Source organism: Massilia sp. Mn16-1_5, from assembly GCF_004798585.1.
Classification (GTDB): Bacteria; Pseudomonadota; Gammaproteobacteria; order Burkholderiales; family Burkholderiaceae_D; genus Telluria.
In genome coordinates, this window is sequence record NZ_PPXQ01000009.1 from 21,654 (window position 1) to 47,624 (window position 25,971).

The 25,971-nt window shown below is 64.7% G+C and carries 24 protein-coding genes and 1 tRNA gene; 6 read left to right on the forward strand and 19 right to left on the reverse strand.

The window, feature by feature from the left end; genetic code table 11:
• Positions 1–22 precede the first annotated feature (22 nt).
• The 4 genes from C2862_RS12085 to C2862_RS12100 form a co-directional block, all read right to left on the reverse strand.
• Positions 23–658 carry a BON domain-containing protein gene (locus C2862_RS12085; RefSeq protein ID WP_136220383.1) on the reverse strand — a complete coding sequence of 212 codons (636 nt, stop codon included), beginning with the start codon at positions 656–658 and terminating at the stop codon, positions 23–25.
• A complete protein-coding gene (locus C2862_RS12090; protein WP_136220384.1) occupies positions 651–1,247 on the reverse strand; it encodes a phosphoheptose isomerase in 597 nt (198 codons plus the stop codon). The genes C2862_RS12085 and C2862_RS12090 overlap by 8 nt, the downstream gene beginning before the upstream one ends.
• Positions 1,248–1,324: 77 nt before the next feature.
• On the reverse strand, positions 1,325–1,684 hold the full coding sequence (locus C2862_RS12095; RefSeq protein WP_136220385.1) for a YraN family protein: 360 nt from the start codon (positions 1,682–1,684) through the stop codon (positions 1,325–1,327).
• A 1-nt stretch (position 1,685) separates the two neighbouring features.
• Complete coding sequence (locus tag C2862_RS12100) at positions 1,686–2,894, reverse strand: penicillin-binding protein activator (RefSeq protein WP_229467404.1); 1,209 nt, start codon at positions 2,892–2,894, stop codon at positions 1,686–1,688.
• 75 nt (positions 2,895–2,969) lie between these two features.
• On the opposite strand from C2862_RS12100, the gene rsmI reads away from it, so the two are divergent.
• Positions 2,970–3,878 carry a 16S rRNA (cytidine(1402)-2'-O)-methyltransferase gene (rsmI, locus tag C2862_RS12105; protein ID WP_136220387.1) on the forward strand — a complete coding sequence of 303 codons (909 nt, stop codon included), beginning with the start codon at positions 2,970–2,972 and terminating at the stop codon, positions 3,876–3,878.
• A gap of 113 nt (positions 3,879–3,991) precedes the next feature.
• On the opposite strand, the gene C2862_RS12110 is transcribed toward rsmI, so the two are convergent.
• Complete coding sequence (locus C2862_RS12110; protein ID WP_136220388.1) at positions 3,992–4,597, reverse strand: hypothetical protein; 606 nt, start codon at positions 4,595–4,597, stop codon at positions 3,992–3,994.
• An 88-nt stretch (positions 4,598–4,685) separates the two neighbouring features.
• Between C2862_RS12110 and C2862_RS12115 the strand changes: the two genes are divergently transcribed.
• Positions 4,686–4,762 (forward strand) — tRNA-Pro (locus tag C2862_RS12115).
• 112 nt (positions 4,763–4,874) lie between these two features.
• Here C2862_RS12115 and C2862_RS12120 read toward each other — a convergent pair.
• The 11 genes from C2862_RS12120 to C2862_RS12170 all read right to left on the reverse strand — a co-directional run bounded on the left by C2862_RS12120 (position 4,875) and on the right by C2862_RS12170 (position 18,245).
• A complete protein-coding gene (locus C2862_RS12120) occupies positions 4,875–5,795 on the reverse strand; it encodes a hydroxymethylglutaryl-CoA lyase (RefSeq protein ID WP_307723542.1) in 921 nt (306 codons plus the stop codon).
• A 1-nt stretch (position 5,796) separates the two neighbouring features.
• Positions 5,797–6,726: a glyoxylate/hydroxypyruvate reductase A gene (locus C2862_RS12125; RefSeq protein WP_136220389.1), complete on the reverse strand. Its 930-nt coding sequence runs from the start codon at positions 6,724–6,726 to the stop codon at positions 5,797–5,799.
• Positions 6,727–6,729: 3 nt separating this feature from the next.
• Complete coding sequence (locus tag C2862_RS12130) at positions 6,730–8,772, reverse strand: acetyl/propionyl/methylcrotonyl-CoA carboxylase subunit alpha (protein ID WP_136220390.1); 2,043 nt, start codon at positions 8,770–8,772, stop codon at positions 6,730–6,732.
• Between the two features lie 55 nt (positions 8,773–8,827).
• Positions 8,828–9,862 carry a biotin synthase BioB gene (gene bioB / locus C2862_RS12135; protein ID WP_136220391.1) on the reverse strand — a complete coding sequence of 345 codons (1,035 nt, stop codon included), beginning with the start codon at positions 9,860–9,862 and terminating at the stop codon, positions 8,828–8,830.
• A 17-nt stretch (positions 9,863–9,879) separates the two neighbouring features.
• Positions 9,880–10,587, reverse strand: a complete 708-nt coding sequence (gene bioD / locus C2862_RS12140) for a dethiobiotin synthase (protein ID WP_373888258.1) — start codon at positions 10,585–10,587, stop codon at positions 9,880–9,882.
• 122 nt (positions 10,588–10,709) lie between these two features.
• A complete protein-coding gene (gene bioF, locus C2862_RS12145; RefSeq protein ID WP_136220569.1) occupies positions 10,710–11,891 on the reverse strand; it encodes an 8-amino-7-oxononanoate synthase in 1,182 nt (393 codons plus the stop codon).
• 2 nt (positions 11,892–11,893) lie between these two features.
• Positions 11,894–13,234, reverse strand: a complete 1,341-nt coding sequence (gene bioA, locus C2862_RS12150) for an adenosylmethionine--8-amino-7-oxononanoate transaminase (protein ID WP_136220392.1) — start codon at positions 13,232–13,234, stop codon at positions 11,894–11,896.
• Positions 13,235–13,249: 15 nt separating this feature from the next.
• Positions 13,250–14,035 (reverse strand): enoyl-CoA hydratase/isomerase family protein, encoded by a 786-nt coding sequence (locus tag C2862_RS12155; protein ID WP_136220393.1) that lies wholly within the window; start codon positions 14,033–14,035, stop codon positions 13,250–13,252.
• Between the two features lie 9 nt (positions 14,036–14,044).
• The gene (locus C2862_RS12160; protein WP_136220394.1) at positions 14,045–15,652 is read right to left on the reverse strand and encodes a carboxyl transferase domain-containing protein; all 1,608 of its coding nucleotides are present in this window, start codon (positions 15,650–15,652) and stop codon (positions 14,045–14,047) included.
• A 27-nt stretch (positions 15,653–15,679) separates the two neighbouring features.
• Positions 15,680–16,126 (reverse strand): YchJ family protein, encoded by a 447-nt coding sequence (locus C2862_RS12165; RefSeq protein ID WP_136220395.1) that lies wholly within the window; start codon positions 16,124–16,126, stop codon positions 15,680–15,682.
• Positions 16,127–16,193: 67 nt separating this feature from the next.
• Positions 16,194–18,245: a PAS domain S-box protein gene (locus C2862_RS12170; RefSeq protein WP_136220396.1), complete on the reverse strand. Its 2,052-nt coding sequence runs from the start codon at positions 18,243–18,245 to the stop codon at positions 16,194–16,196.
• Positions 18,246–18,506: 261 nt separating this feature from the next.
• On the opposite strand from C2862_RS12170, the gene C2862_RS12175 reads away from it, so the two are divergent.
• Positions 18,507–19,538 (forward strand): type IV toxin-antitoxin system AbiEi family antitoxin, encoded by a 1,032-nt coding sequence (locus C2862_RS12175; protein ID WP_136220397.1) that lies wholly within the window; start codon positions 18,507–18,509, stop codon positions 19,536–19,538.
• A gap of 22 nt (positions 19,539–19,560) precedes the next feature.
• A complete protein-coding gene (locus C2862_RS12180; RefSeq protein ID WP_168710052.1) occupies positions 19,561–20,346 on the forward strand; it encodes a nucleotidyl transferase AbiEii/AbiGii toxin family protein in 786 nt (261 codons plus the stop codon).
• A gap of 29 nt (positions 20,347–20,375) precedes the next feature.
• Here the strand turns inward: C2862_RS12180 and C2862_RS12185 are convergent, their stop codons facing one another.
• The 3 genes from C2862_RS12185 to C2862_RS12195 all read right to left on the reverse strand — a co-directional run bounded on the left by C2862_RS12185 (position 20,376) and on the right by C2862_RS12195 (position 24,168).
• Positions 20,376–21,434 carry an AI-2E family transporter gene (locus C2862_RS12185; protein ID WP_136220399.1) on the reverse strand — a complete coding sequence of 353 codons (1,059 nt, stop codon included), beginning with the start codon at positions 21,432–21,434 and terminating at the stop codon, positions 20,376–20,378.
• Positions 21,435–21,500: 66 nt separating this feature from the next.
• On the reverse strand, positions 21,501–22,748 hold the full coding sequence (locus C2862_RS12190; RefSeq protein ID WP_136220400.1) for a D-amino acid dehydrogenase: 1,248 nt from the start codon (positions 22,746–22,748) through the stop codon (positions 21,501–21,503).
• A 100-nt stretch (positions 22,749–22,848) separates the two neighbouring features.
• Positions 22,849–24,168 carry a serine hydrolase gene (locus tag C2862_RS12195; RefSeq protein ID WP_136220401.1) on the reverse strand — a complete coding sequence of 440 codons (1,320 nt, stop codon included), beginning with the start codon at positions 24,166–24,168 and terminating at the stop codon, positions 22,849–22,851.
• A 43-nt stretch (positions 24,169–24,211) separates the two neighbouring features.
• Between C2862_RS12195 and C2862_RS12200 the strand changes: the two genes are divergently transcribed.
• Positions 24,212–24,955, forward strand: a complete 744-nt coding sequence (locus C2862_RS12200) for a GntR family transcriptional regulator (RefSeq protein ID WP_136220402.1) — start codon at positions 24,212–24,214, stop codon at positions 24,953–24,955.
• A 105-nt stretch (positions 24,956–25,060) separates the two neighbouring features.
• Positions 25,061–25,942: an N-acetylmuramic acid 6-phosphate etherase gene (gene murQ, locus C2862_RS12205; protein WP_136220403.1), complete on the forward strand. Its 882-nt coding sequence runs from the start codon at positions 25,061–25,063 to the stop codon at positions 25,940–25,942.
• Positions 25,943–25,971: the final 29 nt, after the last annotated feature.

The following is a 25,971-nucleotide window of genomic DNA, read 5'->3' on the forward strand; positions in this document are numbered from 1 at the left end:
CGGGACCGCAGTCCCGCCAGGATTACAGGGCGACCGACGAGGTGTTCGGGTACTGCGTGCGCAGTTCCTCTTCGGTGATGTATTCAAAAATTTTCACGACGCGCTGCACGCCCGAGACGCTCTGGGCGATCTTCGCTGCCAGGTCGCCTTCGCGCTGGGTCACGCGGCCCATCAGGTACACGGTACCGCGCTCGGTGACCACCTTGAACGAGGTCGCCGAGATCGTTTTCATTTCGACCAGGCTGCCCTTGACGTTACCCGTGATCAGGGCGTCCGAGGAACGCGAGGTATAGCTCGACGGGCCGGCGACGACCAGTTCGTTGATGACGGAGACGACGTTCTCGATGCCGCGCACTTCGCGCTCGACGGCGGCCTTCATGGCTTCGTCGCGCACTTCGCCGGTGAGCAGCACCTTGCGGTTGTAGCTGGCGATGTTCACGTGGCCGGCGCTGCCGACGATCTTCGGTACTTGCACCTCGGCCTTGACCGTGATCGACTTGTCCTCGGTCTGTGCACCCAGCGTGCGGCGGTCCATGGTGGCGGCCGCACCCATGGCGGCGCCGCCGACGACCAGCGGCACGCAGCCCTGCAGCGAGCCGATCAGGGCTGCGCACAGGACGGCTTTTGCCAGGGAGCCATTCAGGCCGGGTTTATTCATTCTCGTCTCCTCCGAAAAGCGCGACGTCGATGCCGTCGCAAATAGCGTGAATCGCGACCAGGTGCACTTCCTGGATGCGCGCGGTACGGCTGTGCGCCACGTTGATGTGCACGTCGGCGTCGGTCAGCAGCTTGGCCAGCGCGCCGCCGTCCTTGCCGGTGAAGGCGACGATGCGCATCTCGCGCTCGAGCGCCGCTTCGACGGCGGCCAGCACGTTGGCCGAATTGCCCGAAGTCGAGATCGCCAGCAGGATGTCGCCGGCCTGGCCGAAGGCCTGCACCTGCTTCGAGAAAATCTCGCGGTAGCTGTAGTCGTTGGCGACGGCCGTCAGGATCGAGGTGTCGGTGGTCAGCGCGATGGCCGGCAGCGGGAAGCGCTCGCGCTCGAAGCGGCCGACCAGCTCGGCAGCGAAGTGCTGGCAGTCGGCGGCGGAACCGCCGTTACCGCAGGCCAGGATCTTGTTGCCGTTGGACAGGGCGCTGAACATCAGTTCAATCGCCTGCGAAATGGGTTGAGACAGAGCCGCGGCCGACTTCAGCTTCAGGTCGGCGCTCTCCTGGAAGTGAGCGAGGATGCGTTGAGTGTTCATAGCCGACGATTATAGTGTAGTAGGGAGTCCGGGCGGCAAAGCAATGTAAAGTTTGCTTACAAAACCGGAGTGGATTGTCAAACTTGAATCGCGTCGCGCAGCCACTCGAGCTGGTCGCCGTCGATGGCGACGACGTCGAAGCGGCAGGGCGGAACATGGGGCAGGCGCTGCAGGTAGACCTGGGCGGCCCGTATCAGCCTGCGGATTTTCTGGGGAGTGATGCTGGCGGCGGCTCCGCCATGGCGGCGGTCGGCGCGCTGGCGCACTTCGACGAAGACCAGCGCTTCACCGTCGCGCATGATCAGGTCGATTTCGCCGCCTTTACAGGTGAAATTGGCAACGACGAGCACCAGGCCGTGGCGGCGCAGGTAGCGCAGCGCGGTCTGCTCCCAGTCGCGGCCTTGCGCCTGCTTCTCCGAGAGCTTGACCGGGTCCATGTCATTGTCCGGCGACCGTTTCGAAACCGATGCCGTCGCGGTAGACGGCGGCCGCCTCGCTGCGTCGCAGCGACCAGGCGCCATTGTTCTGGCGTACCGACAGGCGTCCGGTGACGCCGTCCAGCGTGAAATTCGTGCCCGGTTGCTGGGCCAGGGTGCGCGCGATCTGGAAGGCGTCGATGCCGAGCGCGTACAGGCGCTGCATGTCGAGCGACTCGCTGTCGACCGGGCGCGGATAGACCATCACGGCCGGATGGTCCGGCTGCACCGTCCAGGGCAGGTCGACCAGGCGCACGCCGTCGAGTTCCGGCACACCCATGCCCGGGGAACGGCCCGGATTGGCGGCCGAGATCGCATAGGTCGGCAGCGAGGTGCCGAGCGCGCTGCGCACCTGGCGCAGGGCGCCGGCGTCGAGCGCGGCAAACACGAGTTCCGGACGGTCGATCGCCAGGCGCGAACGCAGTTCGGCCAGGGCGGTGGCGTCGACGTAGCCATCGAGGATCGGCAATTCGGCCGTCGCGTTGTTGCGGCCCAGGCGGGCCCAGCGCGCGGCAAAGGCACCGGCGGTGCGCTGCTGCCAGGCGGCTTTGCCGCTCAGCACGAGCGCGCGTCCCATCGGGTGTTCCTGCGCGGCCCAGTCGGCCGCTTGCCGCGCTTCTTCTTCCACCGACAGGCCGACCACCAGCATCTGCGGCGGCAGCGGGCGCTCGGTTTGCGGATGGTTCAGGGCGATGGTCGGTTTGCTGACCGCGTTGCTGGCGACGATCGCCGCCACGCTCGAGCGCGCCAGGGGACCGACGACGATGTCGTTCTGCTGGGCCGCGCGTGCATAGGCTTCCAGGGTCGACTCGGGAGAGTCGCCGCTCGGGACCACGTTGACTTCGATGCCATTGCGGTCGCGTTCATGGCCGGCCATAAAACCGGCGCGCACGGCCTCGGCGGCCTGGCCGAGGGCAGGGGACTGCAGCGGCAACAGCAGGGCGATACGCGCCGTGCCGGCCGCGGGCCTGGCCTGGGATTGCGGGGTACCGGTACCCGGATACAGTTCCACGGGGGAGGTGCGGGTTTCGGAAGCCGGCGCCCGGGTGGGCGTTTCCGGCGGCGGCGCCGGTGGCAGCGCCCTTGTGTTTGGCTCGGCGGGCGCGCACAATCCGCCCGGTACGCCGCAACCCAGGTCGGGTGGCATCGGGGTGCTGCAGCCTGCAAACATGCCGGCTGCGCTGACTGCCAGCAGGCCCCTCATCACATTTGAATTAAGACTTTTTAAGAGCATCGTATCCTCAACATGACCGACAACCAGTCCATCGATATCGCCCAGCTCCCCGTGATGGCCGAGGCAGCTCAACAGTCTTATCCTACAGCAACATTGTACGTGGTGGCCACCCCGATCGGGAACGCCACCGACATCACGCTGCGCGCGCTGCACCTGCTGGCGCTGGCCGACGTGGTCGCCTGTGAGGATACCCGCAAAACCGGCGCGCTGCTCACCCGTTACGGCTTGAACAAGCAGATGGTCGCGGCACATCAGCATAACGAGCGCGAAGCGGCCGACAAGCTGATCGCGCGCCTGCGCGCCGGCGAACGTGTTGCTTTGGTGTCGGATGCCGGCACCCCCGCCGTCTCGGATCCGGGCGCGCGCATCGTCGACGCCGTGCGCGACGCCGGCCTGCGCGTGATCCCGCTGCCGGGCGCTTCGGCCTCGGTCGCGGCCCTGTCGGCATCCGGCCTGGTCAACGACCGGTTTACGTTTGTCGGCTTCTTGCCGGCGAAATCGAAGCAGCGCGAAGCGGCGTTGACGGAACTGGTGCGCGAGCCGGCGACCCTGGTGATCTACGAGGCGCCGCACCGCATCGTCGATTGCGTCGAGGGTTTGATGAGCGTGTTCGAGCCGACGCGCCAGGTCGTGTTTGCACGCGAGCTGACCAAATTGTTCGAGGAAGTGCACCGCTGCCGGCTGGAAGAGGCGCTGGCCTGGGTCAAGGCGGACCAGCACCGCGAGCGCGGCGAGTTCGTCGTGCTGGTCGAAGGGGCGACGCTCGAGACCGATGCCCAGGATGCGGAGGCCGAGCGTATCCTGAACATTTTACTGAGCGAATGCAGCGTCAAGCAGGCGGCGAATTTGACGGCGCAGATTACCGGGCGCAAGAAGAATGCGCTGTACGAGCGCGCCTTGCAGATCAAAGGGGAGTCGTAGGGTGGGCACTCCGTGCCCACGCGGTCTCACCGGTGGATCTACGGCGACTTTGTTATAAGCGTAAACTCTGGGCAAACGCCGTAACGCGTGGACTCGGGAGTCCACCCTACGGTTCACCACTTGCACCCGCTATCTTTTTTGTCGGCCAGGATCAGCAAAGGTCCTAACAACCCTCCCGGCAAGCCATCCTTGCAATCCCTCCGCTTTGCCGCCCCGATGGCCCGTGCCGCGCGCGTTTCCGTTTCCAGCGGCTTGTCGGGGAACTGACCGACCGCCGTGCCCTCCTTGCTTGGGTCACGCATATTGGCCAGCGAACGCGCCATCTGGCGCGCCGCTTCACGGTCGAAGCGCGGTGTGTCCGGTTCGGACTGCGGCGCCTGCTGCACCGTGAACGGCTCGGGCTGCGCCGGCGCGGGCGCGGGTTCGACCGCGATCACAGGGCGTGGCCGCTTGGGCTGGGCGTGGGGCTGCGCACGCGGCGCAGGCCGCGATGGCGGCGTCGGCTCGGCCTGCCCCACAGGCGCCGGAGGTGGAGGAGGGCGCAGACGCACGGCGATCGGCCGCGGCGGCGCCTCCGCTGCGCGCCGCCAGCCGTCGCGCTGCAGGTTCAGCAGCAGCGCGTGCAGTGCCAGCGAAAGCGCGATCCCGGCCGCGATGCGCCGGTGACTCTTCCTCGCATCGTCCGCGAACACGGCGCCATTCCCTGCTGCCAGTTTCACAATACATCGCCCCCTGTTGCACGAAAACTCCACAAAATTCAAACCCGACCTTGACCGATGGGCCTGCAGCGGCTATGATGTGTGTCTTCGGAGTGTAGCGCAGCCCGGTAGCGCATCTGGTTTGGGACCAGAGGGTCCAAGGTTCGAATCCTTGTACTCCGACCAGTATTAAGAAGAAAGCCGACAGCGAACGTTGTCGGCTTTTTTCGTTTACGTCCCGACATGAAGACAAGGGCCCGGTCGAAATAGCCTTCGACCGGGCCCTTGTTGAATTGGTTCAGCCCAGGCGTTTCGCCGCGATCGCATTCCCCGCGCGGCTGGAACCCTTGCGGCCGAGCTGCTGCGAAATGAACTGGCCCGCATCCACTACCTGGTCGAGGTCGATCCCGGTTTCGATGCCCAGGCCGTGCAGCATGTACAGCACATCCTCGGTGGCCACGTTCCCGGTCGCGCCTTTCGCATACGGGCAGCCGCCCAGTCCCGACACCGAGGAGTGGAAGATCTGCACGCCCACCTCCAGGCTGGCGTAGATGTTGGCCAGCGCCTGTCCATAGGTGTCGTGGAAGTGGCCCGACAGCTGCTGCAGCGGGAATTCGCGGCTTGCCGCCAGCATCACTTCCTGCGTCTTGCGCGCGGTCGAGACGCCGATGGTGTCGGCGATGTCGATCTCGTCGCAGCCCAGGTCGCGCATGCGGCGCACCACGTCCGCGACCGCCTCCAACGGCACCTCGCCCTGGTAAGGACAACCGAAGGCCGTGCTGATGCTGCCGCGCAGGCGCAGGCCGTTCGCCTTGGCCGCTTTCGCCACCGGTTCGAAGCGCGCGATCGATTCGGCGATCGAGCAGTTGATGTTCTTTTGCGAGAAAGCCTCGGAAGCCGAACCGAAGATCACGACCTCGTCCGCTTTAGCGGCCAGCGCCGCCTCGAAGCCCTGCATATTGGGCGTCAGCGCCGAATAGATGGTGCCCGGCAGGCGCGTGATCTTCGCCATCACCTCGGTACTGGTCGCCATCTGCGGCACCCATTTGGGCGACACGAAGGACGCCGCTTCCACGTTCGAAAAGCCCGCGCGTGAAAGGCGGTCGACCAGCTCGATTTTCACTTCCGCGCTGATCGTTTCCTTCTCGTTCTGCAGGCCGTCGCGCGGACCGACTTCGACGATTTTGACCTGCTTGGGCAGGTTGATTGCGGTGGTCATTTCAGTATCCCAGGTTGCGGTCGACGATATCGTCCACCGGTTGGCCGCTTTCGAACGCGGCGATTTTATGAGCGATCTGACGCACGGCTTCTCCACGGATGGTCACTGCGGAGATGTGCGGCGTGATCGTGATGCGCGGCTCTTCCCAGAACGGGTGCGGCGCCGGCAGCGGCTCGTTGCGGAAGACGTCGAGCGTGGCGCCGGCGATGTGGCCGGATCGGATCAGGGCCAGCAGATCCGGCTCGGCCACCTGCGCCCCGCGTGCGACGTTGATGATATACGCGCCCTGCGGCAGCGTCGCCAGGCGGCGGCGGTCGAGCAGGTTGTTGGTGTCAGGCGTCAGCGGCAGCAGCGAGACCAGGACGCGCGTGCCGCGCAGGAAGTCCTCCAGGGACTCCATGCCGGCATAGCAGTCGACGCCCGGCAAGTCTTTGGGCGTGCGGCTCCAGCCGCGCACGGGAAAGCCGAAGCTGCGCATGGTCTCGACCACCCGCAGGCCCAGCTTGCCGAGCCCCATGACGCCGACCGTAAAATCTTCCTTCACATGGTTGGGGAGCGGCGACCACAGGCCATGTCTCGCCTGCTGCTCGTATTCGTCGAAGCGGCGGAAATAGCGCAGCGTCGCGTAGGCCACGTATTCCGCCATCTGCACCGCCATGCCGGCGTCGCCCAGGCGCACCAGCGGCACGTCCGGCAGCGATCCTCCGAATTTGAGAATGGCATCGGCTCCTGCGCCCATCAGGAACACGGCTTTGACGTGTGCCAGTTGCGCCAGCAGCGCTGCCGGAGGCGCCCACAGCACCGCATAGTCGCACGCGACGAGCGGCTCGCCTTCCTGCCAGCCGACGGTTTCGACGCCGGGCAGCACCCGCGCGAAATCCTCAGCCCAGGCGCCGATCTGGCCATCGCCCCGGTACAGCAGGATGCGCATTGTTTATGCCGCCTTGAAGGCCAGCAGCGGCGCGCCGTCCGCCACCTGGTCGCCGACCGCGTACAGCACCTCTTCGACCAGGCCGTCCGACGGCGCGGCGATCGTGTGCTCCATCTTCATCGCTTCCATGATGACGAGCGGCTCGCCCTTCTTGACGCTCTGGCCGCCTTCGACCATCACGGCCACGACCTTGCCCGGCATCGGCGCCGTCAGGCGTCCGCCCGCAGCCTCGGCCTCGCCGGCATGCGCCATCGGGTCGTTATAAGCAAAGGTATGGTGTTCGCCGTTGGTGAAGACGTGGAACAGGTCGCCATCGCGGCGCACGGCGCCATGCATCGATTGTTCGCCGAGGCGGATCGACAGCGTCGCACCGTCATGGCCGCTGACGCTCAAGGGCTGCTTCGTGCCGCCGACGTCCAGTTCCCAGCCCTGCGGGTGGTACACCACGCCGACCTGGTAGGCACCGCCTTCGAGCCCGGCCGCGTGCTCGTCGGCGAAGGAGAGTTGACGGCGATAGTCGCCGTTCAGGCGCCAGCCCTGCGCCTGGCCCCACGGATCGGCGGCGACGCGCGAAGCACCGCTCGAGCGCTTCTTCTCGGATTCGATCAACGCCACCGCTGCCAGTGCCAGCGCACCGGCGGGCGCCGCTTTCGACGGCGGGAACAGGGTCGCGCCGTTCCGTTCGATCAGGCCCGTGTCGAGGTCGGCCGTGGAGAAGGCCTCGCCTTCGACCAGGCGTTTTAAAAAGGCGATGTTGGTGGCGAGGCCGACGATCTGGAATTCGCTCAGCGCCTGCGACAGGCGCGCCAGCGCCTGGGTGCGGTCGACGCCCCAGACGATGAGTTTGGCGATCATCGGATCGTAGAACGGAGAAATCGCATCGCCTTCGCGCACGCCGGAATCGATGCGCACGCCCGCCGGCTCGACGCCCGCCACGCCGCCCAATTCAAAATTCACGGCGTTCGGGGTATCCATGTGGCGCAGCGTGCCGATCGACGGGAGAAAACCCTTTTCCGGATTCTCGGCATAGATGCGCGCCTCGATCGCATGGCCGTGGATGGCCAGTTCATTTTGCTTCTTCGGCAGCGGCTGGCCTGCGGCTACGCGCAGCTGCCATTCGACGAGATCCGTCCCGGTGATCATTTCGGTGACCGGGTGCTCCACCTGCAGGCGCGTGTTCATCTCCATGAAGTAGAACGAACCGTCCTGGTTGGCGATGAATTCGACCGTGCCGGCGCCGACGTAATTGACGGCGCGCGCCGCGTTGACGGCCGCTTCGCCCATCGCCGCGCGGCGGTCCGGGGGCATGCCCGGTGCCGGCGCTTCTTCCAGCACCTTCTGGTGGCGGCGCTGCACCGAGCAGTCGCGCTCGTGCAGGTAGACGCAGTTGCCCAGTTTATCGGCAAACACCTGGATCTCGATGTGGCGCGGACGCGTCAGGTATTTTTCGACCAGCACCTTGTCGTCGCCGAAGGAGCTGATCGCTTCGCGCTTGCAGGAACCCAGCGCGGCGACGAAGTCCTCGCTTCTCTCGACCACGCGCATACCCTTGCCGCCGCCGCCGGCACTGGCTTTCAATAGCACCGGATAACCGATACGGTCGGCCTGCTGGCGCAAAAACTCTGGTTCCTGGTTCTCGCCGTGGTAGCCCGGCACCAGCGGCACGTTCGCGCCTTCCATCAGCTGCTTGGCGGCCGACTTCGAACCCATGGCGCGCATCGAGGAACCCGGCGGGCCGATGAACACCAGGCCGGCCTGTTCGCAGGCTTCGGCGAACTCCGCGTTCTCGGACAGGAAGCCATAGCCCGGATGGATCGCCTGGGCGCCGGTGGCCTTTGCCACCTCGATGATTTTCTGGCCGCGCAAGTAGCTTTCCTTGGCTGCGGCAGGTCCGATCAACACCGCCTCATCGCAGACCGCAACGTGTTTCGATCCGGCGTCCGCTTCCGAATACACAGCGACGGTGCGGATTCCCATGCGGCGCGCGGTGGCGGCGACACGGCAGGCGATTTCGCCACGGTTGGCGATGAGGATTTTGGTGAACATGCGTTTGTCTCGTATTTTTTAGTGTTGATCGTATTGGGAAGCGCAGGTCTGCAAATCAGCAGCCGCAGCTTTCCTTCGGTGCCGATTCGAGCGTCGCCGAGCGCGTCTTGAGGCCGAGTTTCGCCAACAGCGCGCGGTCGTCTTCGGCTTCCGGATTGCCGGTGGTGAGCAGCTTGTCGCCGTAGAAGATGGAATTCGCGCCGGCCATGAAGCACATCGCCTGCACCGCTTCGCCCAATTGACGGCGGCCGGCCGACAGGCGCACGCGCGCCTTCGGCATGGTGATGCGCGCCACCGCGATGGTGCGGACGAATTCGAGCGGATCGAGCGGATCGAGGCCGTGCAGCGGCGTGCCTTCGACCTGTACCAGGTGGTTGACCGGGACCGACTCCGGATACGGATTCAGGTTCGCCAGCTGGGCGATCAGGCCGGCGCGCTGCTCGCGCGTTTCTCCCATGCCGACGATGCCGCCACAGCAGACCTTCAGGCCGGCGTTGCGCACGCGGCCCAGCGTATCCAGGCGGTCCTGGTATTCGCGGGTCGAGATCACGTTGTTATAGAAATCGGGCGCGGTGTCGATGTTGTGATTGTAAAAATCGAGGCCGGCGTTTTTCAGCTGCTCGGCTTGTCCTTCTTCCAGCATGCCGAGGGTCGCGCAGGTTTCCATGCCCAGCGCTTTTACTTCGCGCACCATCTCTTCGACCTTCGCCATGTCGCGCTCTTTCGGGCTGCGCCAGGCGGCGCCCATGCAGAAGCGGGTGGCGCCGTTGGCTTTCGCCTGGCGCGCGGCGTCGAGCACCGTATCGATGTCGAGGATTTTCTTGGCTTCGACCCCGGTGTCGTAGCGTGCCGCCTGCGGGCAATAGCCGCAGTCCTCTTCACATCCGCCGGTTTTAATCGACAGCAGGGTCGCCAGCTCGACGTCGCCGTCCGGGAAGTGTGCACGGTGCGCTTCCTGGGCGCGGAACATCAGCTCGTTGAACGGCAGTTCGAACAGAGACAACACGTCGGCCAGCGGCCAGGTGGCGTCAGGCCGTTCCTTGATGGCGGCGGTCGGGCGGTGGAGGGCGACGGTGTGGGGAGCATTCATGGTGGTTCCTTTAGGTGTTACAGAGCCCGCGTCGACGGCCAGCCCGGCAGTCCCGCGAGATCGATGAATCGGGCCGCGTTGGCGGCGGTGGGGTCCTCGAGGCGCGGCACCACACCCAGCAGCGGAGCCGGAATGCGGGCTTCGAGGGCCTCGATGTTCTCGTCAAAAAAGCGCATGTCCGGGTCCGCCGTGTTCGCGACCCAGCCGGCCAGCACCAGGCCGCGGGCGACGATCGCTTCGACGGTGAGCAAGGCATGGCTGATGCAGCCCAGGCGCATGCCGACCACCAGGATCACCGGCAGGTTCAGTTGCGCGGCCAGGTCGGCACTGTCGAAGGTGTCGGAGAAGGGCACGCGGAAACCCCCGACGCCTTCGACCACGACCGCATCGGACGCGGCCAGGATCTCGGCATAGGCGGCGATGATCGGCACCGGGTCGATGCTCACGCCTTCCAGGCTGGCCGCGATGTGCGGCGCGCAGGGTTCGCGCAGCATGAAGGGCGTCGTGATGTTCTGCGGCAGGTGCACGTTGCCGGCGCCCGCCAGCATGTCGGCGTCTTCGTTGTGGAGTTCTCCATCGCGTAACTCGGCGCCGGCCGCGATCGGCTTCATGCCGCAGGCACGGTGGCCGGCCTCGACCAGTTTATGCAGGATCGCGCTCGAGACCAGGGTCTTGCCGATCTCGGTATCGGTGCCGGTCACGAAGCAGCAAAAGCGCGAAGGAATGCCCTCGGCGGCCAGGGCTTCGCTTGGTGCGCTGACGGGCTTTTCCTCGTTTGCGGTCAGTACGGGCGCAGGCGGAATCGCCAGTTCGACCGCCGGTTCCTGCGGATCGTTGAGGTTCTTGGTCACATGGCCTCCAGTTCGTTCAATGCCGTCACCAGCTGGGCGACTTCGTCATGGGTGTGCGCGGCCGACAGCGTGACGCGCAGGCGCGCCGTTCCTTTCGGTACCGTCGGCGGACGGATCGCCGGTACCCACAATCCCTTCGCGTACAGCGCCGCCGCCACGCGCAGCGCCTCCTCGTTCCCGCCGATGAGGATCGGCTGGATCGGCGTGCTCGACACCGGCCGCTGCCAGCGCGTGAGGCGCAGGTCGGCGTCGAGCTGGGCAATCAGTTGCTCCAGCTGGCTGCGCAGGCCCGCGCCTTCGTCGCTGGTGATGATGTCCAGGCTCGTCAGCAGGGCGTGCGCCAGTGCCGGCGGCGCGGCCGTCGTGTAGATGTAGGGCCGGGCGCGCTGGATCATCAGCTCGATCACGCTGGCGTGGGCCGCGATGAAAGCGCCGCTGACGCCGGCCGCTTTTCCCAATGTGCCGACATACACCAGGTTGGGTGAGCGCAATCCAAAATGTTCGAGTGCGCCGCGGCCCTGGGCGCCCAGCACGCCGAAGCCGTGGGCGTCGTCGACGAACAGCCAGGCGCCGTGGCGTTCGCACAGGGCCAGCAGCTCCGGCAGCGGCGCCAGGTTGCCGTCCATGCTGAAGACGCTGTCGGTCGCGACGATTTTCGTGGCCGCGCTGCTGGCTGCCAGTTGCGCTTCCAGCGCCGCCACGTCGCCGTGCGGATAGATGCTGACCTGCGCCCTGGCCAGGCGCGCGCCGTCGATCAGCGAGGCGTGGTTCAGCGCTTCCGAGAAGATCACCGCATCGGCATCGCCGCCGAGCGCGGTCAGCACGGCCAGGTTCGCCATGTAGCCGGTGCTCAGGTACAGGGCGCGCGCCTCCTCGATATGCGGCGCGGCGAATTCGGCCAGGCGCTCTTCGAGGATGGCGTGCGCGCGGCTATGCCCGCTGATCAGGTGCGAGGCGCCGCTCCCGGCGCCGTACAGCTGGGCGCCGGCGCGCAAGGCTTCCACCACGCGCGGATGCGCGGCGAGACCCAGATAGTCGTTGCTGCAGAAGGCAAGCATGGCGCGGCCGTCGACCACCTGCAGCGGCGTGCAGCGGGTGTCGGCCACACGCCGCCGGCGCAGCAGGCTTTGCTGGTCCAGGGCGGCCAGCTTGCCGTTGACGTTGTCGATCAGGTCCATCATCAGGCCGCAATCACGGATTCGAAGACCGATTTCACGCGCACGCCGAGCAGGTCGATCTCTTCCTCGTTCAGTACATAGGGCGGCATCACATACACGGTGCGGCCGATCGGGCGCAGCAGCAGCTCATTGTCGACGGCGGCGGTGAAGAAGCGCCGTGCGAAGCTCGCCGCGCGCGCCGCATCCGGCTCGACCGCGTCGAAGGCGAAGATCATGCCGCGCTGGCGGAACGCATGGGTGCGCTCGTGTTCGGCCAGCGGCGCCAGCGCGATGGTCAGTTTGGTGGCCAGCTCGCGGTTGCGATTTAAAACGTCGTCGTCGCGGAAGATCTGCAAGGTCGCGAGCGCCGCGCGGCAGGCCAGCGCATTGCCGGTGTACGAATGCGAATGCAGGAAGCCGCGCGTGATGTCCTCGCTGTAGAAGGACTGGTAGATCGCGTCCGTGGTAAGGACCAGCGACAGCGGCAGGTAGCCGCCGCTGATGCCTTTCGAGAGGCAGATAAAATCCGGCCAGATCGCCGCCTGCTCGCAGGCGAAGAAGGTGCCGGTACGGCCGCAGCCCACCGCGATCTCGTCGGCGATCAGGTGCACGTGGTGGCGGTCGCACAGCTCGCGCAGCATTTCCAGATAAAGCGGATCGTGCATCGCCATGCCGGTCGCGCACTGCACCAGCGGCTCGACGATGATCGCGGCGATGTTATGCGCGCGTTCCTCGAACAGCTGTTCGACATCCTGGATGGCGCGGCGCGCTACATCCTGTGCGGATTCCCCCTCAAGGGCATTGCGCGCGTCAGGGGAGGCCACCACGTGGGAAGCGCGTAAGAGCGGACCATACGCATCCTTGAACAGCGGGACGTCGGTGACCGACAAGGCGCCGACGGTCTCGCCGTGGTAGCTGCCCTGCAGGCAGACGAATTCCTGCTTTTCGCTGAAGCCCGCGTTACGCCAGGCATGAAAGCTCATCTTCATCGCGATCTCGACCGCCGAGGCGCCATCGGACGCATAGAAGGCGTGGCCGAGCGCGTGGCCGGTGAGGCCGGCCAGCTGTTCCGACAGTTCGATTACCGGCTCGTGCGTGAAACCGGCCAGCATCGCGTGTTCCAGCGTGTCGAGCTGCTGTTTCAAGGCCGCGTTGATGCGCGGGTTGGCGTGGCCGAACAGGTTCACCCACCAGGAGCTGATCGCATCCAGGTAGCGTTTATCTTCGTGGTCGTATAGCCACGGCCCCTTGGCGCGGGCAACCGCGATCAGCGGCACCTCTTCGTGGTGCTGCATCTGCGTGCAGGGGTGCCATACGCTGCGCAGGCTGCGTGCGATCCAGTCGGAAGATGTGTGCTGCTTCAAGGTGGTTCCTATAATTTAATTCAGCCAGTTCGGCTTGCGCTTCTCGAGGAAAGAGGCGACACCTTCGCGTCCCTCGCTTGAGGCGCGGATCGCTGCGATGCGCTCGGCGGTGTCAACCAGCAGCGCATCCGTCACCGGCACGCCGACGACTTCGCGCACCAGTTTTTTCGCTTCCACGACGGCGTGCGGACTGTTCGATACCAAGGACTTCAGCAGGCCGGCGACCGTGGTGTCGAGGTTTTCCATCGCCACCACTTCATGCGCAAAGCCCATGCGCAGCGCGGCGGCCGCGTCGAAGCGCTCGGCCGTAATAAAGTAGCGGCGCGCTGCCTGTTCGCTCATCGCCTTGATGACGTAGGGAGAGATCGTCGCCGGGATCAGCCCCAGCTTGACTTCGGACAGGCAGAAATTGACGCTGTCGGCCGCGACCACGATATCGCAGGCTGCGACCAGGCCCATGCCGCCGGCGTAGCAGTCGCCCTGGACTTTTGCGATGGTCGGTTTCGGGCACAGGTAGATCGTGCGCAGCATGTCGGCCAGGCGCGAAGCGTCGGCCAGGTTCTCGTCGTGCGAGTAGCCGGCCATCTTCTTCATCCAGTTCAAATCCGCGCCGGCACAGAAGGCCGGGCCGTTCGCGGCCAGGACGATCGCGCGTACCAGCTCGTTGCGTCCGAGTTCATCGAAGGCCAGCGCCAGCTCGGCGATCGCCTGTTCATTAAAGGCGTTGCGCAGCTCCGGACGGTTCAGGGTGACGGTGGCGACCTTGTCGGCGATCGCGATAGTAAGGGTCTCATAGTTCATATTCACTCCTTACATGCGGAAGACGCCGAACTTCGTCTCTTCGATCGGCGCGTTCAGCGCGGCTGACAAGCCTAAACCTAAGACCATCCGTGTATCGGCCGGATCGATGACGCCGTCGTCCCACAGGCGCGCCGAGGCGTAATACGGGTGGCCCTGGTGCTCGTACTGTTCCTTGATCGGCTGTTTAAAAGCCGCTTCTTCGTCCTGCGACCATTGGCCGCCCTTGGCTTCGATGCCGTCGCGTTTCACGGTTGCCAGCACGGACGCCGCCTGGTCGCCGCCCATCACCGAAATGCGCGCGTTCGGCCACATCCACAGGAAGCGCGGAGAGAAGGCGCGGCCGCACATGCCGTAGTTGCCGGCGCCGAAGGAGCCGCCGATGATGACGGTGAATTTCGGTACCGAGGCGGTGGCGACAGCGGTGACCATCTTGGCGCCGTTGCGGGCGATGCCCTCGTTCTCATATTTGCGGCCGACCATGAAGCCGGTGATGTTCTGCAGGAAAACGAGTGGAATCTTGCGCTGGCAGCACAGCTCGATGAAGTGCGTTCCCTTCAGCGCCGACTCCGAGAACAGGATGCCGTTATTCGCGATGATGCCGACTTTCACGCCGTAGATATGGGCGAAGCCGCACACCAGCGTGGTGCCGTAGCGGGCTTTGAATTCGTCGAATTCGCTGCCGTCCACCACGCGTGCGATCACTTCGCGCACATCGAAGGGTTTGCGGGTATCGACCGGGATCACGCCATACAGTTCTTCCGGTGCGTACTTCGGCTCGACGACTTCACGCTGCGCGCCCTGCACCGGTTTGGTGCGGTTCAGGTTCGAGACGATGGTGCGCGCCAGCGACAGGGCGTGCAGATCGTTCTGGGCCAGGTGATCGACCACGCCCGATAAACGGGTGTGGACGTCGCCGCCGCCCAGGTCTTCCGCGCTGACGACTTCGCCGGTCGCCGCTTTTACCAAGGGCGGACCGCCGAGGAAAATGGTGCCCTGTTCCTTGACGATGATCGACTCGTCGCTCATCGCCGGGACGTAGGCGCCGCCCGCCGTACAGGAACCCATCACGACCGCGATTTGTGGGATGCCCTGGGCCGACAGATTGGCCTGGTTATAAAAAATGCGGCCGAAATGGTCGCGGTCCGGGAACACGTCGTCCTGGTTCGGCAGGTTGGCGCCGCCCGAGTCCACCAGGTAAATGCAGGGCAGTTTATTCTGCTCGGCGATTTCTTGGGCACGCAGGTGTTTTTTCACCGTCATCGGGTAGTAGGTCCCGCCCTTCACCGTGGCGTCGTTACAGACGATCACGCATTCCTGGCCGGCGACGCGGCCGATGCCCGTGATGATGCCGGCTGCCGGGGCAGCGTTGTCATACATGTCGTAAGCGGCGAGCTGGGAAAACTCGAGGAAGGGCGTACCCGGGTCGAGCAGCATCTGCACGCGGTCGCGCGGCAGCAGCTTGCCGCGCGCGACGTGCTTGGCGCGCGCCGATTCGCCGCCGCCTTCGGCGATCGCGGCAACTTTCGCGCGCAAATCGTCCACGATCAACTGCATGGCCGTCGCATTTGCTTTGAAATCATCACTGCGCGGGTTGAGTTTTGTCTCGATGTGGGGCATGCCGTCCTCTGTTTTTCTGTCTCGTGCTTACTTGGGAAATGTGCCGTCCAGATAGAACCAGCGGACTTCTCCGCCGAGCGCCGGGTCGGGTTCGCGCAGGAAGCGGCTGACTTCGTGCAGCCGGTGCGCGCGGCCCGCCACCTTGAAGCGCGCGACGAATTCGACCGTATCGCTATCTGGATGATCCAGCAATTCTGCTTTACGTTGACGTAAACGTAAAGCAGATTTTATCTCAAGGCCGAGCCAGCGAAGATCCTCGTCCGGATCGAGGATCGCATCCTGCGGCCGGGTGCTGGGGTGCCAGGTCGCGCGCAGGTAGTCCTCGTTACGCTGGGTATAGGCCGTGTAGCGCGAGCGCATCAGGGCCTCCGCTGTGGGCGGCAGGGCGGCGCCGGCAAGGTAAGGGCCGCAGCAACTGCTAAGCGCGGCGCCGCCGCAGGGGCAGGCGCCGGATGGGAGGGTCGGTTTGGACATCCCGCGATTATCCGCGATTTTTACCCAGGCCGACGCTGCCGGGCGTATTGGGGAAAACCGCAGCTGCTTACATTGTGTGCAGTGTGACTGTAAAAACGCTGCCGGTGCCGGGCCCGTCGCTTTCCGCGGTGACGCTGCCGCCATGCAGGCCGACCACGTTCTTGACCAGCGCCAGGCCGATGCCCAGTCCCCCTTGCGAGCGGTCCGGCGTGCGTTCGGCCTGGGTAAACAAGTCGAACACCTGGGGCAGCAGCGCCTTGTCGATGCCGATCCCGTTGTCGCGCACGCGGATCTGCGCCTGGCCCGCGGCGCAGCTGACCGTCACGTCGATGCGGCCACCACGCGGCGTGTACTTTGCCGCATTATTGAGCAGGTTGACGAGCACCTGCACCAGCCGGTTCGGGTCGCCCATGACCCTCGCAGCGGCCGGCACCGGGGCGACGACCAGCGCGTGTTCGCGCGCCTCGATGAGCGGACGCGACTGCTCGACGGCACTGTGGATGGTGGCGCCAAGCTCGACCTCGACGTTTTCAAGCTGGATCAGGCCGCGCGTGACGCGCGAGATGTCGAGCAGGTCGTTCACCAGCGAGGTCATGTGCCGCACTTGCCGGCTGATGACTTCGCTCGAGCGGCGTACCCGCTCCTCGCTGGCGATGCCGATTTTCAGCAGTTCGGCTGCCGAGGCGATCGGCGCCAGCGGATTGCGCAGCTCGTGCGCCAGCATGGCGAGAAACTCGTCCTTGCGGCGGTCCTGCTCCTTCAGCGAGCCGTACAGGCGGGCATTTTCGAAACTGTTGGCCGCGATCGTCGCCAGCTGCACGAGAATGGCTTCATCCTGCTCCGTGAAATCGCCCTCGAACTTGTCGGACGCCTGGATCAGGCCGATGTTCTGGCCCTGGCGGTCGACCAGGGGCACGGCCAGCCAGCCGCGGATCGCCGGATGCTGGGTCGCATGCTTGCCGAAGCCCTTCCAGGCAGGATGGGCTTCCAGCTGCGCCTGGGTCAGGCGCATGACCTGGTTGGTGCGGCAGACTTCGGCATAGATGCCGCTGCCGTCCGGCTTGACGTCGTAGCTGCGGTAGCGCGCGTACTTGTCGGACATCGACACCGCATTGATTTCCTGGGCGCCGCCCACGTTCAGCGAGACGACCGCCTGGTGCACCTCCAGGATGGCGCGCACTTCCTCGACCAGGCCCTGGGCGATCTCCTTGGTCGACAGGGCGCTGCCGAGGATGCGCGAAGCCTGCGCCACCTTGACCAGCAGGGCCGAATGGCGCTGTTCGCGCTCCAGGCGCTCGGCCAGTTCGGCCTGGGCCGTGACCATCTCGTGGATGTCCTTGTTGGCGCCGATCCATTCGCGTATAAAACCGTCGGCATCCGCGATCGGCACCCCTTTCACGGCCGTCCAGCGGTAGCTGCCGTCGAGCTGGCGCAGGCGGTAATTGGTCTCATACACGGCGCCACTGGCGGTGCAGTTGCGCCAGGTGGCGAGGGCCGTTTCGCGGTCGTCCGGGTGCACCGCGTCGAGCCAGCCATATTCTTTCCACTCGTCGTAGCTCTGGCCGGTGATGGCGCGCCAGGTCGGCGAATCCTCGAGCACGCGGCCGTCGGGCGTGGTGCTCCACACGGTCTGCGACGTCGCCATCACCAGCGAGCGGAAGCGCTGCTCGCGCTCGCGCAGGGCTTTTTCGGCGATAACGCGGTCGGTGATGTCCTCGTGCATCAGCATGACTTCGAGGATGCGGCCGGCCTGGTCCTTGATCGGATGCGCGCGCGCCGTCACCCAGCGCGCCCGGCCGGTGCCGCCCAGCGCCACCACGTCGTAGTAGATGGCGGGGATCTCGACCGATTCCCCGTCCAGGGCCCGCCGCAGGTAGCCGGCGATGCCGCTTTCCACCAGCTGCGGATCGTCCAGCAGGCGATAGTCGCCGAGGATGTAGGCGTGCAGCGGCGTGCCTTCGTGGATCTGCCACAGCTGTTCCCAGGCTTTATTCACGCGCAGGGTGCGGCCCTCGGGCGATACGATCTGGATGCTGGTCGGCGCCTGCTCGAACAGTTCCCGGAACCGTGTTTCGGAACTGGGATGAAGGCTGAGTCCGGCGGGAGGGGAAGGGGGCATAGGGTCCAGGAACACGTTTGGCGATTACCGCAGTAACAGCCGCACAAAGAGATGCGCGGCATCATGTCACAGTTTATTGTCGCGTGTTCGATTATTCTGCCTGAGCCAAAGGTAATGGTGTAAAGACATCAGTTTGTCCACTAAAATCCACTGTTCACGTAACGTGGACATTGTATTTTTAATGGACATTGTCCGGTCTTCCATGTATGTTCACGTTACGTGGACATGAAATATTAATGGACAATTGAATCTGGAGCGGACATGCGGCCACATCAATACGAAGTACTATCGGCAAACCAGGCTCGGGAAGGGCTGGAGCGTACAACGGGGCTGCGTGCATCGATGCGTCCACACCTGTCGCCCTCCTTTGACGGCCAGGTGGCCATCGACACCGATGACGGCCGAACCTTCGATTTGCCTTACGACGTCAAAACAAGCATCGACCGCCGCGATCAATTGCTGAGTTTTAAGAATCGTCACGATGGCGGCGTGTTGATCACCCGCGAACTCAGTCGCGCAATGGCGGCGCAGTGCCGGGAACTCGGTATCCAGTTCATTGATCACGCAGGCAACTGTTTTCTGCGACAACCTGGGCTGTTTGTCTTTGTAACCGGCCTTAAAGAAAGCTCGACCTCGCAGCAAGCGGCAGCGCGCGGACTGACGCCCGCCGCATTACGCGTCGTATTCGCCGTGTTGACGCGCCCGTCCATTTTAAACAGCAATATCCGGCACATCGCCGAAATAGCGTCGATTTCCCATGGTGCAGCCGGGACCGCCATGCTCGCGCTCGAGAAGGCCGGTTACTTTACCAGCGCTAAATCAGGGAGTCGCGTACTGGCGATGCCTGGACGCTGGCTCGATACCTGGACTGAAGGCTATCTCGGCCGGATCCGCCCAAAACTCGAGAAGTACAGGATGAGTGCGCCTGAACCGATCTCTGCTGTGTTGGAACGGGTAAGTCCGCGCTATCGCGAGGTGGTCCTGGGTGGCGAGGCTGCTGCATCAGTGCGAACATTTGCCCTGAAACCGGGGACACTGACCTTGTATATTGACCTTCGCGATCCAAGTGTGATGCGCGATCTCGTGCAGGAATTGAAATTACGGCGCGATCCCAACGGGCAGATCGAACTGGTCCACATGTTTTGGAACGCAAACGAGTTGGAATCATTTCCAACCGTACCGGATGCATTGATTTATGCGGACCTGATCGGTACCGCTGACGAGCGCACGATGGAAATTGCTGCGGAGTTAAGAAAGGAAATTTGCGCCAATGTTGAAAGTAAGGCCGGATAGGCCGCTGTCTGCCGACCTGCTCATGCTGATACAGCAGCTCGATCAGGTAGCGGTGCGACTGCAGATTCCCTATTTCGTGATCGGCGCGACGGCACGCGACATCGTGATCGAACATGTCCACGGACTGGAAACGACGCGCGCCACCAGGGACGTTGATTTCGCGGTGGCAGTCTCTTCCTGGGAAGAATTTGCACGATTGAAGGAGCAGTTGATCGGGACCGGCGCATTTCGGGCCGGCGAGCAATCGCAGCGCCTTGGTTTTGGAGAGAACGGCGCTTACCCTCTCGACCTGGTGCCATTTGACGGCGTGGAGCGTAACGGAGAAATAGCCTGGCCGCCGAAGGGCGATTTCGTCATGAACGTTGCGGGTTATACCGAAGCCTACGAGAGTGCGCTCGCTGTCGAGATCGAGACCGGTTTCACGGTCAAGATCCTGTCCTTGCCGGCGATGGTGGTCTTAAAAATCCTCGCATGGAACGACAGGCCGGAACGCGACAAGCACGCGTCCGACGTACTGCTGATCCTTCGGCATTATCACCAAACCGGTCAATTCGAGCGGCTGTATGATGACGAGCACATTGCCCTGCTTGAGCGTCATGGCTACGATGCGGAACTGGCTGGCGCTGCGCTTCTAGGGCGTGATGCCCGGCGCGATCTCGCAAGCAAGACCCTGGCGCAAGTCATGAAAGTATTCGCAAGCGAAAAGCATTCCGAGCGGTTTATCGCCCAGATGCTGCGTTCCCAACCCGGAGTCGGCGATCGTGCAACGCTGCTATTCGCAGCATTCATCGACGAGATCGCCGCCTGATTCGTTTGCTCTGCGTTTCACGCCACGCTTCATTGCGACTGAAACTCCTCGGTCGCCACGAACAGATCCCAGCATGCAATGAACAGCGCCGCCACCACCGGGCCGATCACGAAGCCGTTCAGGCCGAACAGGGCCATGCCGCCCAGGGTCGAGAGCAGCACCAGGTAATCCGGCATTTTCGTGTCCTTGCCGACCAGTACCGGGCGCAGCACGTTGTCGACCAGGCCGATCACCAGTACGCCGAAGGCGATCAGGACCACGCCCTGCCAGATCGCGCCCGTGACCAGGAAATAGATCGCCACCGGCGCCCAGACCACGGCGGCGCCGACCGCCGGCAGCAGCGACAGGAAGGCCATCACCACCGCCCATAGCAGCGGCGCCTGCACGCCCAGGAACCAGAAGATCAGGCCGCCCAGCGCGCCCTGGGCCGCCGCCACCAGCACATTGCCCTTCACGGTGGCGCGGATCACGGTCGTGAAGTTGGTGAACAGGCGCTGCTTGTATTTCAGGCTGAGCGGAATGGCCTGCCGTACGCGCGTCGCCAGCGCCTGGCCGTCGCGCAGCAGGAAGAACAGCAGATAGAGCATGACGAACATGCCGACCAGGAAATCGAAGGTCTTGCCGCCGATGGCAATCGCCTGGCGCGCCACCGTCTGGCTGACCTGGGCCGCCGCCTCCGTCATTTTCGCCTGCAGCGAGGCGAGGTCGGTCAGTTCGAAGCGTTCCAGCAGGTTCACCATCCACTGCGGCAGCGAGTGAATGATGCGCTGAAAATAGGCGCCGAAATTAATCTGGCCGGAATTGACCATCTCATAGATGCCGGCTGCCTGCTTGACCAGCGAGGCGGTGATCAGCGACACCGGCAGGATCACCATCACGATGATCAGGAGCAGGGTCAACAGGGCGGCAATCGTCGGCTTGTTCTTGGTTTCGCGCAGCAGCTTGCGGTAAAGGGGCGCGAACAGGATCGCCAGCACCACGCCCCAGAACACCGCGCCCGAATACGGCAGCAGGATGTAAACGAAGGCCAGGGTGACGAGGGCGAGTAAGAGCAGGAAGAATTTTTGCTGCAGGGTGTACTGGGTCATGGTGCCGATGCTCTTTTCATAATGTTGACCTCATGATAGAGCATCCGGTGCGCCGAGTCGCTCTCGTCAGCGCCGCAGCGCCAGCATGTCCAGCGCGAACGGCGGATTCTTCCCCGCCATCAGGTCGGCCAGGATCCGCGCGGTGCCGGCGGCAAACGTAAACCCGAGCGGGCCGTGGCCGACGTTCAGCCACAGGTTCGCAAGTGGCGTGGCGCCGATGATCGGCGCGCTGTTCGGGGTCGCCGGGCGCAGGCCGGCCCAGGCCGAGATGCGTTCGTAGTCGGCCGCGTGCGGCATGGTTTCGCGCACTTGCCGCGTCAGGCTGCCGATGCGTTTTGGGTTCAGGCTGACATCTTCGCCGACCATGTCGACCATGGCCGCCACCCGCAGCTGGTCACCGATGCGCGCATATAAAACCTTGCGTTCGAAGTCGGTCACGCTGATCTCGGGCGCGGTGTCGCCGGGGCGGATCGGCGCCGTCAGGCTGTAGCCTTTTAATGGATACAGCGGCAGCCGGATGCCGGCCTGCGCCGCCAGGTTACGGCTCTGGATGCCGGCGGCCAGCACGAAGGCGTCGCCGCCGATAGCGCCGACATCCGTGTCCAGGCCCACCACCCGGCCGCCGTTCGCGGCGATGCGCTCCACCTTGGCCTGGACAAAACCTTTGAAGAGTGGATGTGCGCGCAGGCGCTCGGCCAGTTTGACGCAAAAAGCGTGGCAGTCCGCCACGGCTTCGCCGCCGTTATAGATGCCGCCGGCCAGCAGCGAGCGGGCCGCGCTTAGTGCCGGTTCGCGCTGGGCGCATTCGGCGCCGCTCCAGATTTCGCCGGCAGTGGCTTTACCCGCCGCCTGCTCGAAGATTTTCGACGAACGGTACACCACCAGCTTGCCGGCGTCGCGCCAGGCGAAATCGCTTGGTGCGACGATATTTTCCAGCTGCTTCATGCCGGCGCGCGACCATTCGCCCAGTTCCAGCAGTTTGGCGGTGGTGCGGCGATTCGCGCCAGCCGTGCACTGGCCGAGGAAGCTGGCCAGCCAGGTCCACTGGCGCAGGTCGAATTCGGGCTTGAAGCGCAGCGGGCCGTGTTCCTGGAACAGCCATTCGATGGCTTTTAAAGGCACGCCGGCATCGGCGAGGGGGGAGACGTAGCGGTAGCTCAGCTGGCCGCCATTGGCACCGCTTGCGCCCATGGCCACCTCGGGTGCGCGTTCGACGACGGTCACGCCAAAGCCGGCCTCGAGCAGCCACCAGGCCGAGGTCAGGCCGACGACGCCGCCGCCGATGACGATTACTTGTTGTCCCCCTTGCCCCATCCCGCTACACCGTAAGTTACTGATATAAGGGAAGAGCTTAGGGGCACGGCGCTGTCTGGGCCAATGAAAGTGAAACGTCACGCCATAACCGGCGGTGATGCTAACCGGCGATGGCGTGGCGGAACAGGCTTGTCAATACGCGCTCCTCGAAACGGGCCAGGGCCGAATAGGTGCCTTTCTGCAGGCCGGGATCGCTTGATGTGCCGCCGACGAGGACAATGAGGCCGTTGCGTCGGGCGGCATCGAAGGCGAAGACCGAACGCAAGCCGTAGGCGTCGCCCAGGTGGCCGATGGCGTCGAAGCCTTCGGCCAGCCGGCGTCCCGGCTGGTCCGGGAACTGGGCATTGCCGAGGCCCCAGCAGTTGAAGAAGCCATTCAGGGTGTCGCCATTCTTGCCCGATCCGTCGGCCGTCCATTGGCGCGCGAACATGCGTGACAAGGTCGCCGGCTGCAGGATGCGCTTGCCCTCGTGTACGCCGCCATTCATCAGCATCCGCATGATGACGCCCATGTCGCGCGCGGCGATGCGCAGGCCGCCGGTGGGGCTGAAGGGTGTCGCGTTGTCTCCGATGACATAGCGCTCGATGCCGGGCGGCGGTGCCGGTGGCCGGGTCGAATAATCGTCGACCTGGGCGATCCAGGGGCCGTTCGGATCCCAGACTTCGGTGTCCGTCGTGCGCTTGCGGTACAGGGTGGCCAGGTTATTCAGCGCCTGCGGCGGCAGGGCGGACGGGTTGTAGCCGGCCGTCAGGCCGAGCGGTTGCAGCAGCAGCCGCTGCATCAGGCCGTCGAAGCGCTCGCCCGTCATTCTCTCCATCAGGGTGCCGATCAGGCCCCAGCCGAGGTTGCAATACGTGAAATACTCGCCCGGACCGGCATGGCTGGCCCACATCGCGCCGGTGCCGTAGAGTGCCGCGCCGGGCGTGACGAAGTCGCGCAGGGCGGTGCCGGCCGGGAAGGAATAGCCGGCCTCGTCGCGCAAGGAGGACGTGTGGGTCAACAGGTGACGCAGGGTGATGGTCCGGTCCGGAAAATGCGGGTTACGCAGCTTGAAACCCAGGTAGCCGGAAACGTCGGCGTTCAGGTCGATCCCTTTGTCTTCGACCAGGCGCATCAGGCCGAGGGTCGTCATCAGCTTGGAGATCGAGGCGATCCGATACAGGGTGTCCCGGTTCGCGGGCAGGTCGGGTGTGGCGCCGTTGCCGATCCTGCGCCGGCCGAACTGGCCTTCATAGCTGACCTTGCCGTCGCGGATCGCCAGCACCGAGAGGCTGGCCAGCTCGCAGGCCGGGTCGGCGGCGATAGCGGCCAGCTCGCGCCCCAGCGCAGTATCGGCGCCGCTCATGGGAACGGCCGCCAGCAGCGGCTCGATCGTGCCGAGCAGGGCGAGTCCAAGTATCGTGCGCCTGTGTCCATTCATTCGGTCTCCTTCTGTCTTCTCCGATCAGCTTACAATCATAACCATGAACCAAGCTCTCATCGATTTCAAAATCGATCTCAACGACAACTCGCCGCTCTACATGCAGCTGGCCCGCAAGCTGACCCAGGACGTGCGCGAAGGGCGCTACCAGGCCGACCAGGCGCTGCCTTCGGAACGCACCCTGTCCGAGCTGCTCGACGTCTCGCGCGTCACGGCGAGAAAAGCCATCGATCAATTGGTCGAGCAGGGCCTGGTGGTGCGCCGGCGCGGTTCCGGCAACTACATCGCGCCGCGCATCGAGCAGCCGCTGTCGAACTTGTCGAGCTTTTCCGAGCAGCTGCAGCAGCGCGGCTACACGCCGAATTCGCGCTGGCTGCGGCGCGACACGGTCGTTGCCGACGCCGACGAGCAGCTGGCGCTGGGCCTGTCGCCCGGCGCCCGGGTGGCGCGCCTGGAGCGACTGCGCCTGGCCGACGAGGTCGTGATGGCCTATGAAACGAGCGTGATCCCGGCGACGGTATTGCCCGACCCGCAGGCGGTGGAGTATTCGCTGTACGCCCACCTTGAGCGCAGCGGCCAGATGCCGGTGCGCGCCCTGCAGCATATCCGCGCCATGAACGCGCCCGCCGAGCTGGCGAGCCGGCTGGGCGTGCCGGAAGGGCAGGCGGTGCTGTTCATCACCCGGGTCGGCTACCTGGAATCGGGCGTCGCGGTGGAGCTGACGCATTCGTATTGCCGCAGCGATTATTACGATTTCGTCGCCGAGCTGCGCCGAGCTCCAGCATAAGCGCCGCATAACTTTATGGCATGAGCCCGGTCCTGGTTTTCATGACCGGCCTTGCTTAATTGGTATTACACTGGTTTTATCGAAAATCTGTCAAAAGCCGCCGCCATGCTGAAAACCGAAACCCCGGCCCAAGACCACGCCCTCCTCGACCAGTACCCGACCGCGGAACTGGTCAATGCGCTGGTGGACGACCAGTTGAATGCGGTGAACGCCGTGCGCGCCGCCGGTCCGCGCATCGCCGCCGCGGTGGCGGCCGCCCTGCCGCGCATGGAAGCGGGCGGACGCCTGATCTATGTCGGCGCCGGCACCTCGGGCCGCCTGGGCCTGCTCGACAGCGTGGAACTGTACCCCACTTTTTCCTGGCCGCATGGTCGCGCGGTCGCCCTGCTGGCCGGCGGTAGCGATGCGATGTTCGTTGCCGTCGAAGGCGCCGAGGACGATATCGAGCAGGGCGCGGCCGACCTGCGTGCCGTCGATGTGTGCAAGGACGACGTCGTCCTGCTGATCGCCGCTTCCGGCGCCACGCCCTATGTGCTGGGCGCCCTGCGCGCCGCGCGTGCCATCGGCGCGCTGACGATCGGCTTTGCCAACAACACCGACGCTCCGGTCGCGAATGAAGCGGAAATCGGCGTCACTCTCGACACGGGTCCCGAAATCATTTCCGGCAGCACCCGTTTGAAAGCCGGCACCTCGCAAAAGATTGCCTTGAACACTTTTTCGAGCGCCTTGATGGTGCGTTTGAACAAGGTTTATGGCAACCTGATGGTAGACTTGAAGGCGACCAACGCCAAGCTGGTACGGCGCGCCATCCGCCTGACGGCCTTCGCGACCGGCGCCGACGAGGAAGCGGCGCGCGCGGTGCTGGAGCAGTGCGAATTCCACGTCAAGACCGCGATCGTGGCCTTGTCCAAACAAATCAATGTCGAGCAAGCACGGGCCTTGCTGGAGACGGCACGCGGAAGCGTGCGCCAAGCCTTGGCCCAGTAAGCGTGATGCGATAGGGCTGCCTGGCCGGA

Excerpts from the sequence above, each read along its gene's own strand:
- rsmI (WP_136220387.1), top strand. The coding sequence starts at position 2,970 with ATGACCGACAACCAGTCCATCGATATCGCCCAGCTCCCCGTGATGGCC.
- C2862_RS12195 (WP_136220401.1), bottom strand. The coding sequence starts at position 24,168 with ATGAATGGACACAGGCGCACGATACTTGGACTCGCCCTGCTCGGCACG.
- C2862_RS12200 (WP_136220402.1), top strand. The coding sequence starts at position 24,212 with ATGAACCAAGCTCTCATCGATTTCAAAATCGATCTCAACGACAACTCG.
- C2862_RS12120 (WP_307723542.1), bottom strand. The coding sequence starts at position 5,795 with ATGACCACCGCAATCAACCTGCCCAAGCAGGTCAAAATCGTCGAAGTC.
- C2862_RS12155 (WP_136220393.1), bottom strand. The coding sequence starts at position 14,035 with ATGAACTATGAGACCCTTACTATCGCGATCGCCGACAAGGTCGCCACC.
- C2862_RS12100 (WP_229467404.1), bottom strand. The coding sequence starts at position 2,894 with ATGTTTGCAGGCTGCAGCACCCCGATGCCACCCGACCTGGGTTGCGGC.
- bioF (WP_136220569.1), bottom strand. The coding sequence starts at position 11,891 with ATGGACCTGATCGACAACGTCAACGGCAAGCTGGCCGCCCTGGACCAG.
- C2862_RS12170 (WP_136220396.1), bottom strand. The coding sequence starts at position 18,245 with ATGCCCCCTTCCCCTCCCGCCGGACTCAGCCTTCATCCCAGTTCCGAA.
- C2862_RS12090 (WP_136220384.1), bottom strand. The coding sequence starts at position 1,247 with ATGAACACTCAACGCATCCTCGCTCACTTCCAGGAGAGCGCCGACCTG.
- murQ (WP_136220403.1), top strand. The coding sequence starts at position 25,061 with ATGCTGAAAACCGAAACCCCGGCCCAAGACCACGCCCTCCTCGACCAG.
- bioB (WP_136220391.1), bottom strand. The coding sequence starts at position 9,862 with ATGAATGCTCCCCACACCGTCGCCCTCCACCGCCCGACCGCCGCCATC.
- C2862_RS12085 (WP_136220383.1), bottom strand. The coding sequence starts at position 658 with ATGAATAAACCCGGCCTGAATGGCTCCCTGGCAAAAGCCGTCCTGTGC.
- C2862_RS12130 (WP_136220390.1), bottom strand. The coding sequence starts at position 8,772 with ATGTTCACCAAAATCCTCATCGCCAACCGTGGCGAAATCGCCTGCCGT.
- C2862_RS12180 (WP_168710052.1), top strand. The coding sequence starts at position 19,561 with ATGCTGATACAGCAGCTCGATCAGGTAGCGGTGCGACTGCAGATTCCC.
- C2862_RS12175 (WP_136220397.1), top strand. The coding sequence starts at position 18,507 with ATGCGGCCACATCAATACGAAGTACTATCGGCAAACCAGGCTCGGGAA.
- C2862_RS12165 (WP_136220395.1), bottom strand. The coding sequence starts at position 16,126 with ATGTCCAAACCGACCCTCCCATCCGGCGCCTGCCCCTGCGGCGGCGCC.
- C2862_RS12095 (WP_136220385.1), bottom strand. The coding sequence starts at position 1,684 with ATGGACCCGGTCAAGCTCTCGGAGAAGCAGGCGCAAGGCCGCGACTGG.
- C2862_RS12185 (WP_136220399.1), bottom strand. The coding sequence starts at position 21,434 with ATGACCCAGTACACCCTGCAGCAAAAATTCTTCCTGCTCTTACTCGCC.
- C2862_RS12125 (WP_136220389.1), bottom strand. The coding sequence starts at position 6,726 with ATGCGCATCCTGCTGTACCGGGGCGATGGCCAGATCGGCGCCTGGGCT.
- C2862_RS12160 (WP_136220394.1), bottom strand. The coding sequence starts at position 15,652 with ATGCCCCACATCGAGACAAAACTCAACCCGCGCAGTGATGATTTCAAA.
- C2862_RS12190 (WP_136220400.1), bottom strand. The coding sequence starts at position 22,748 with ATGGGGCAAGGGGGACAACAAGTAATCGTCATCGGCGGCGGCGTCGTC.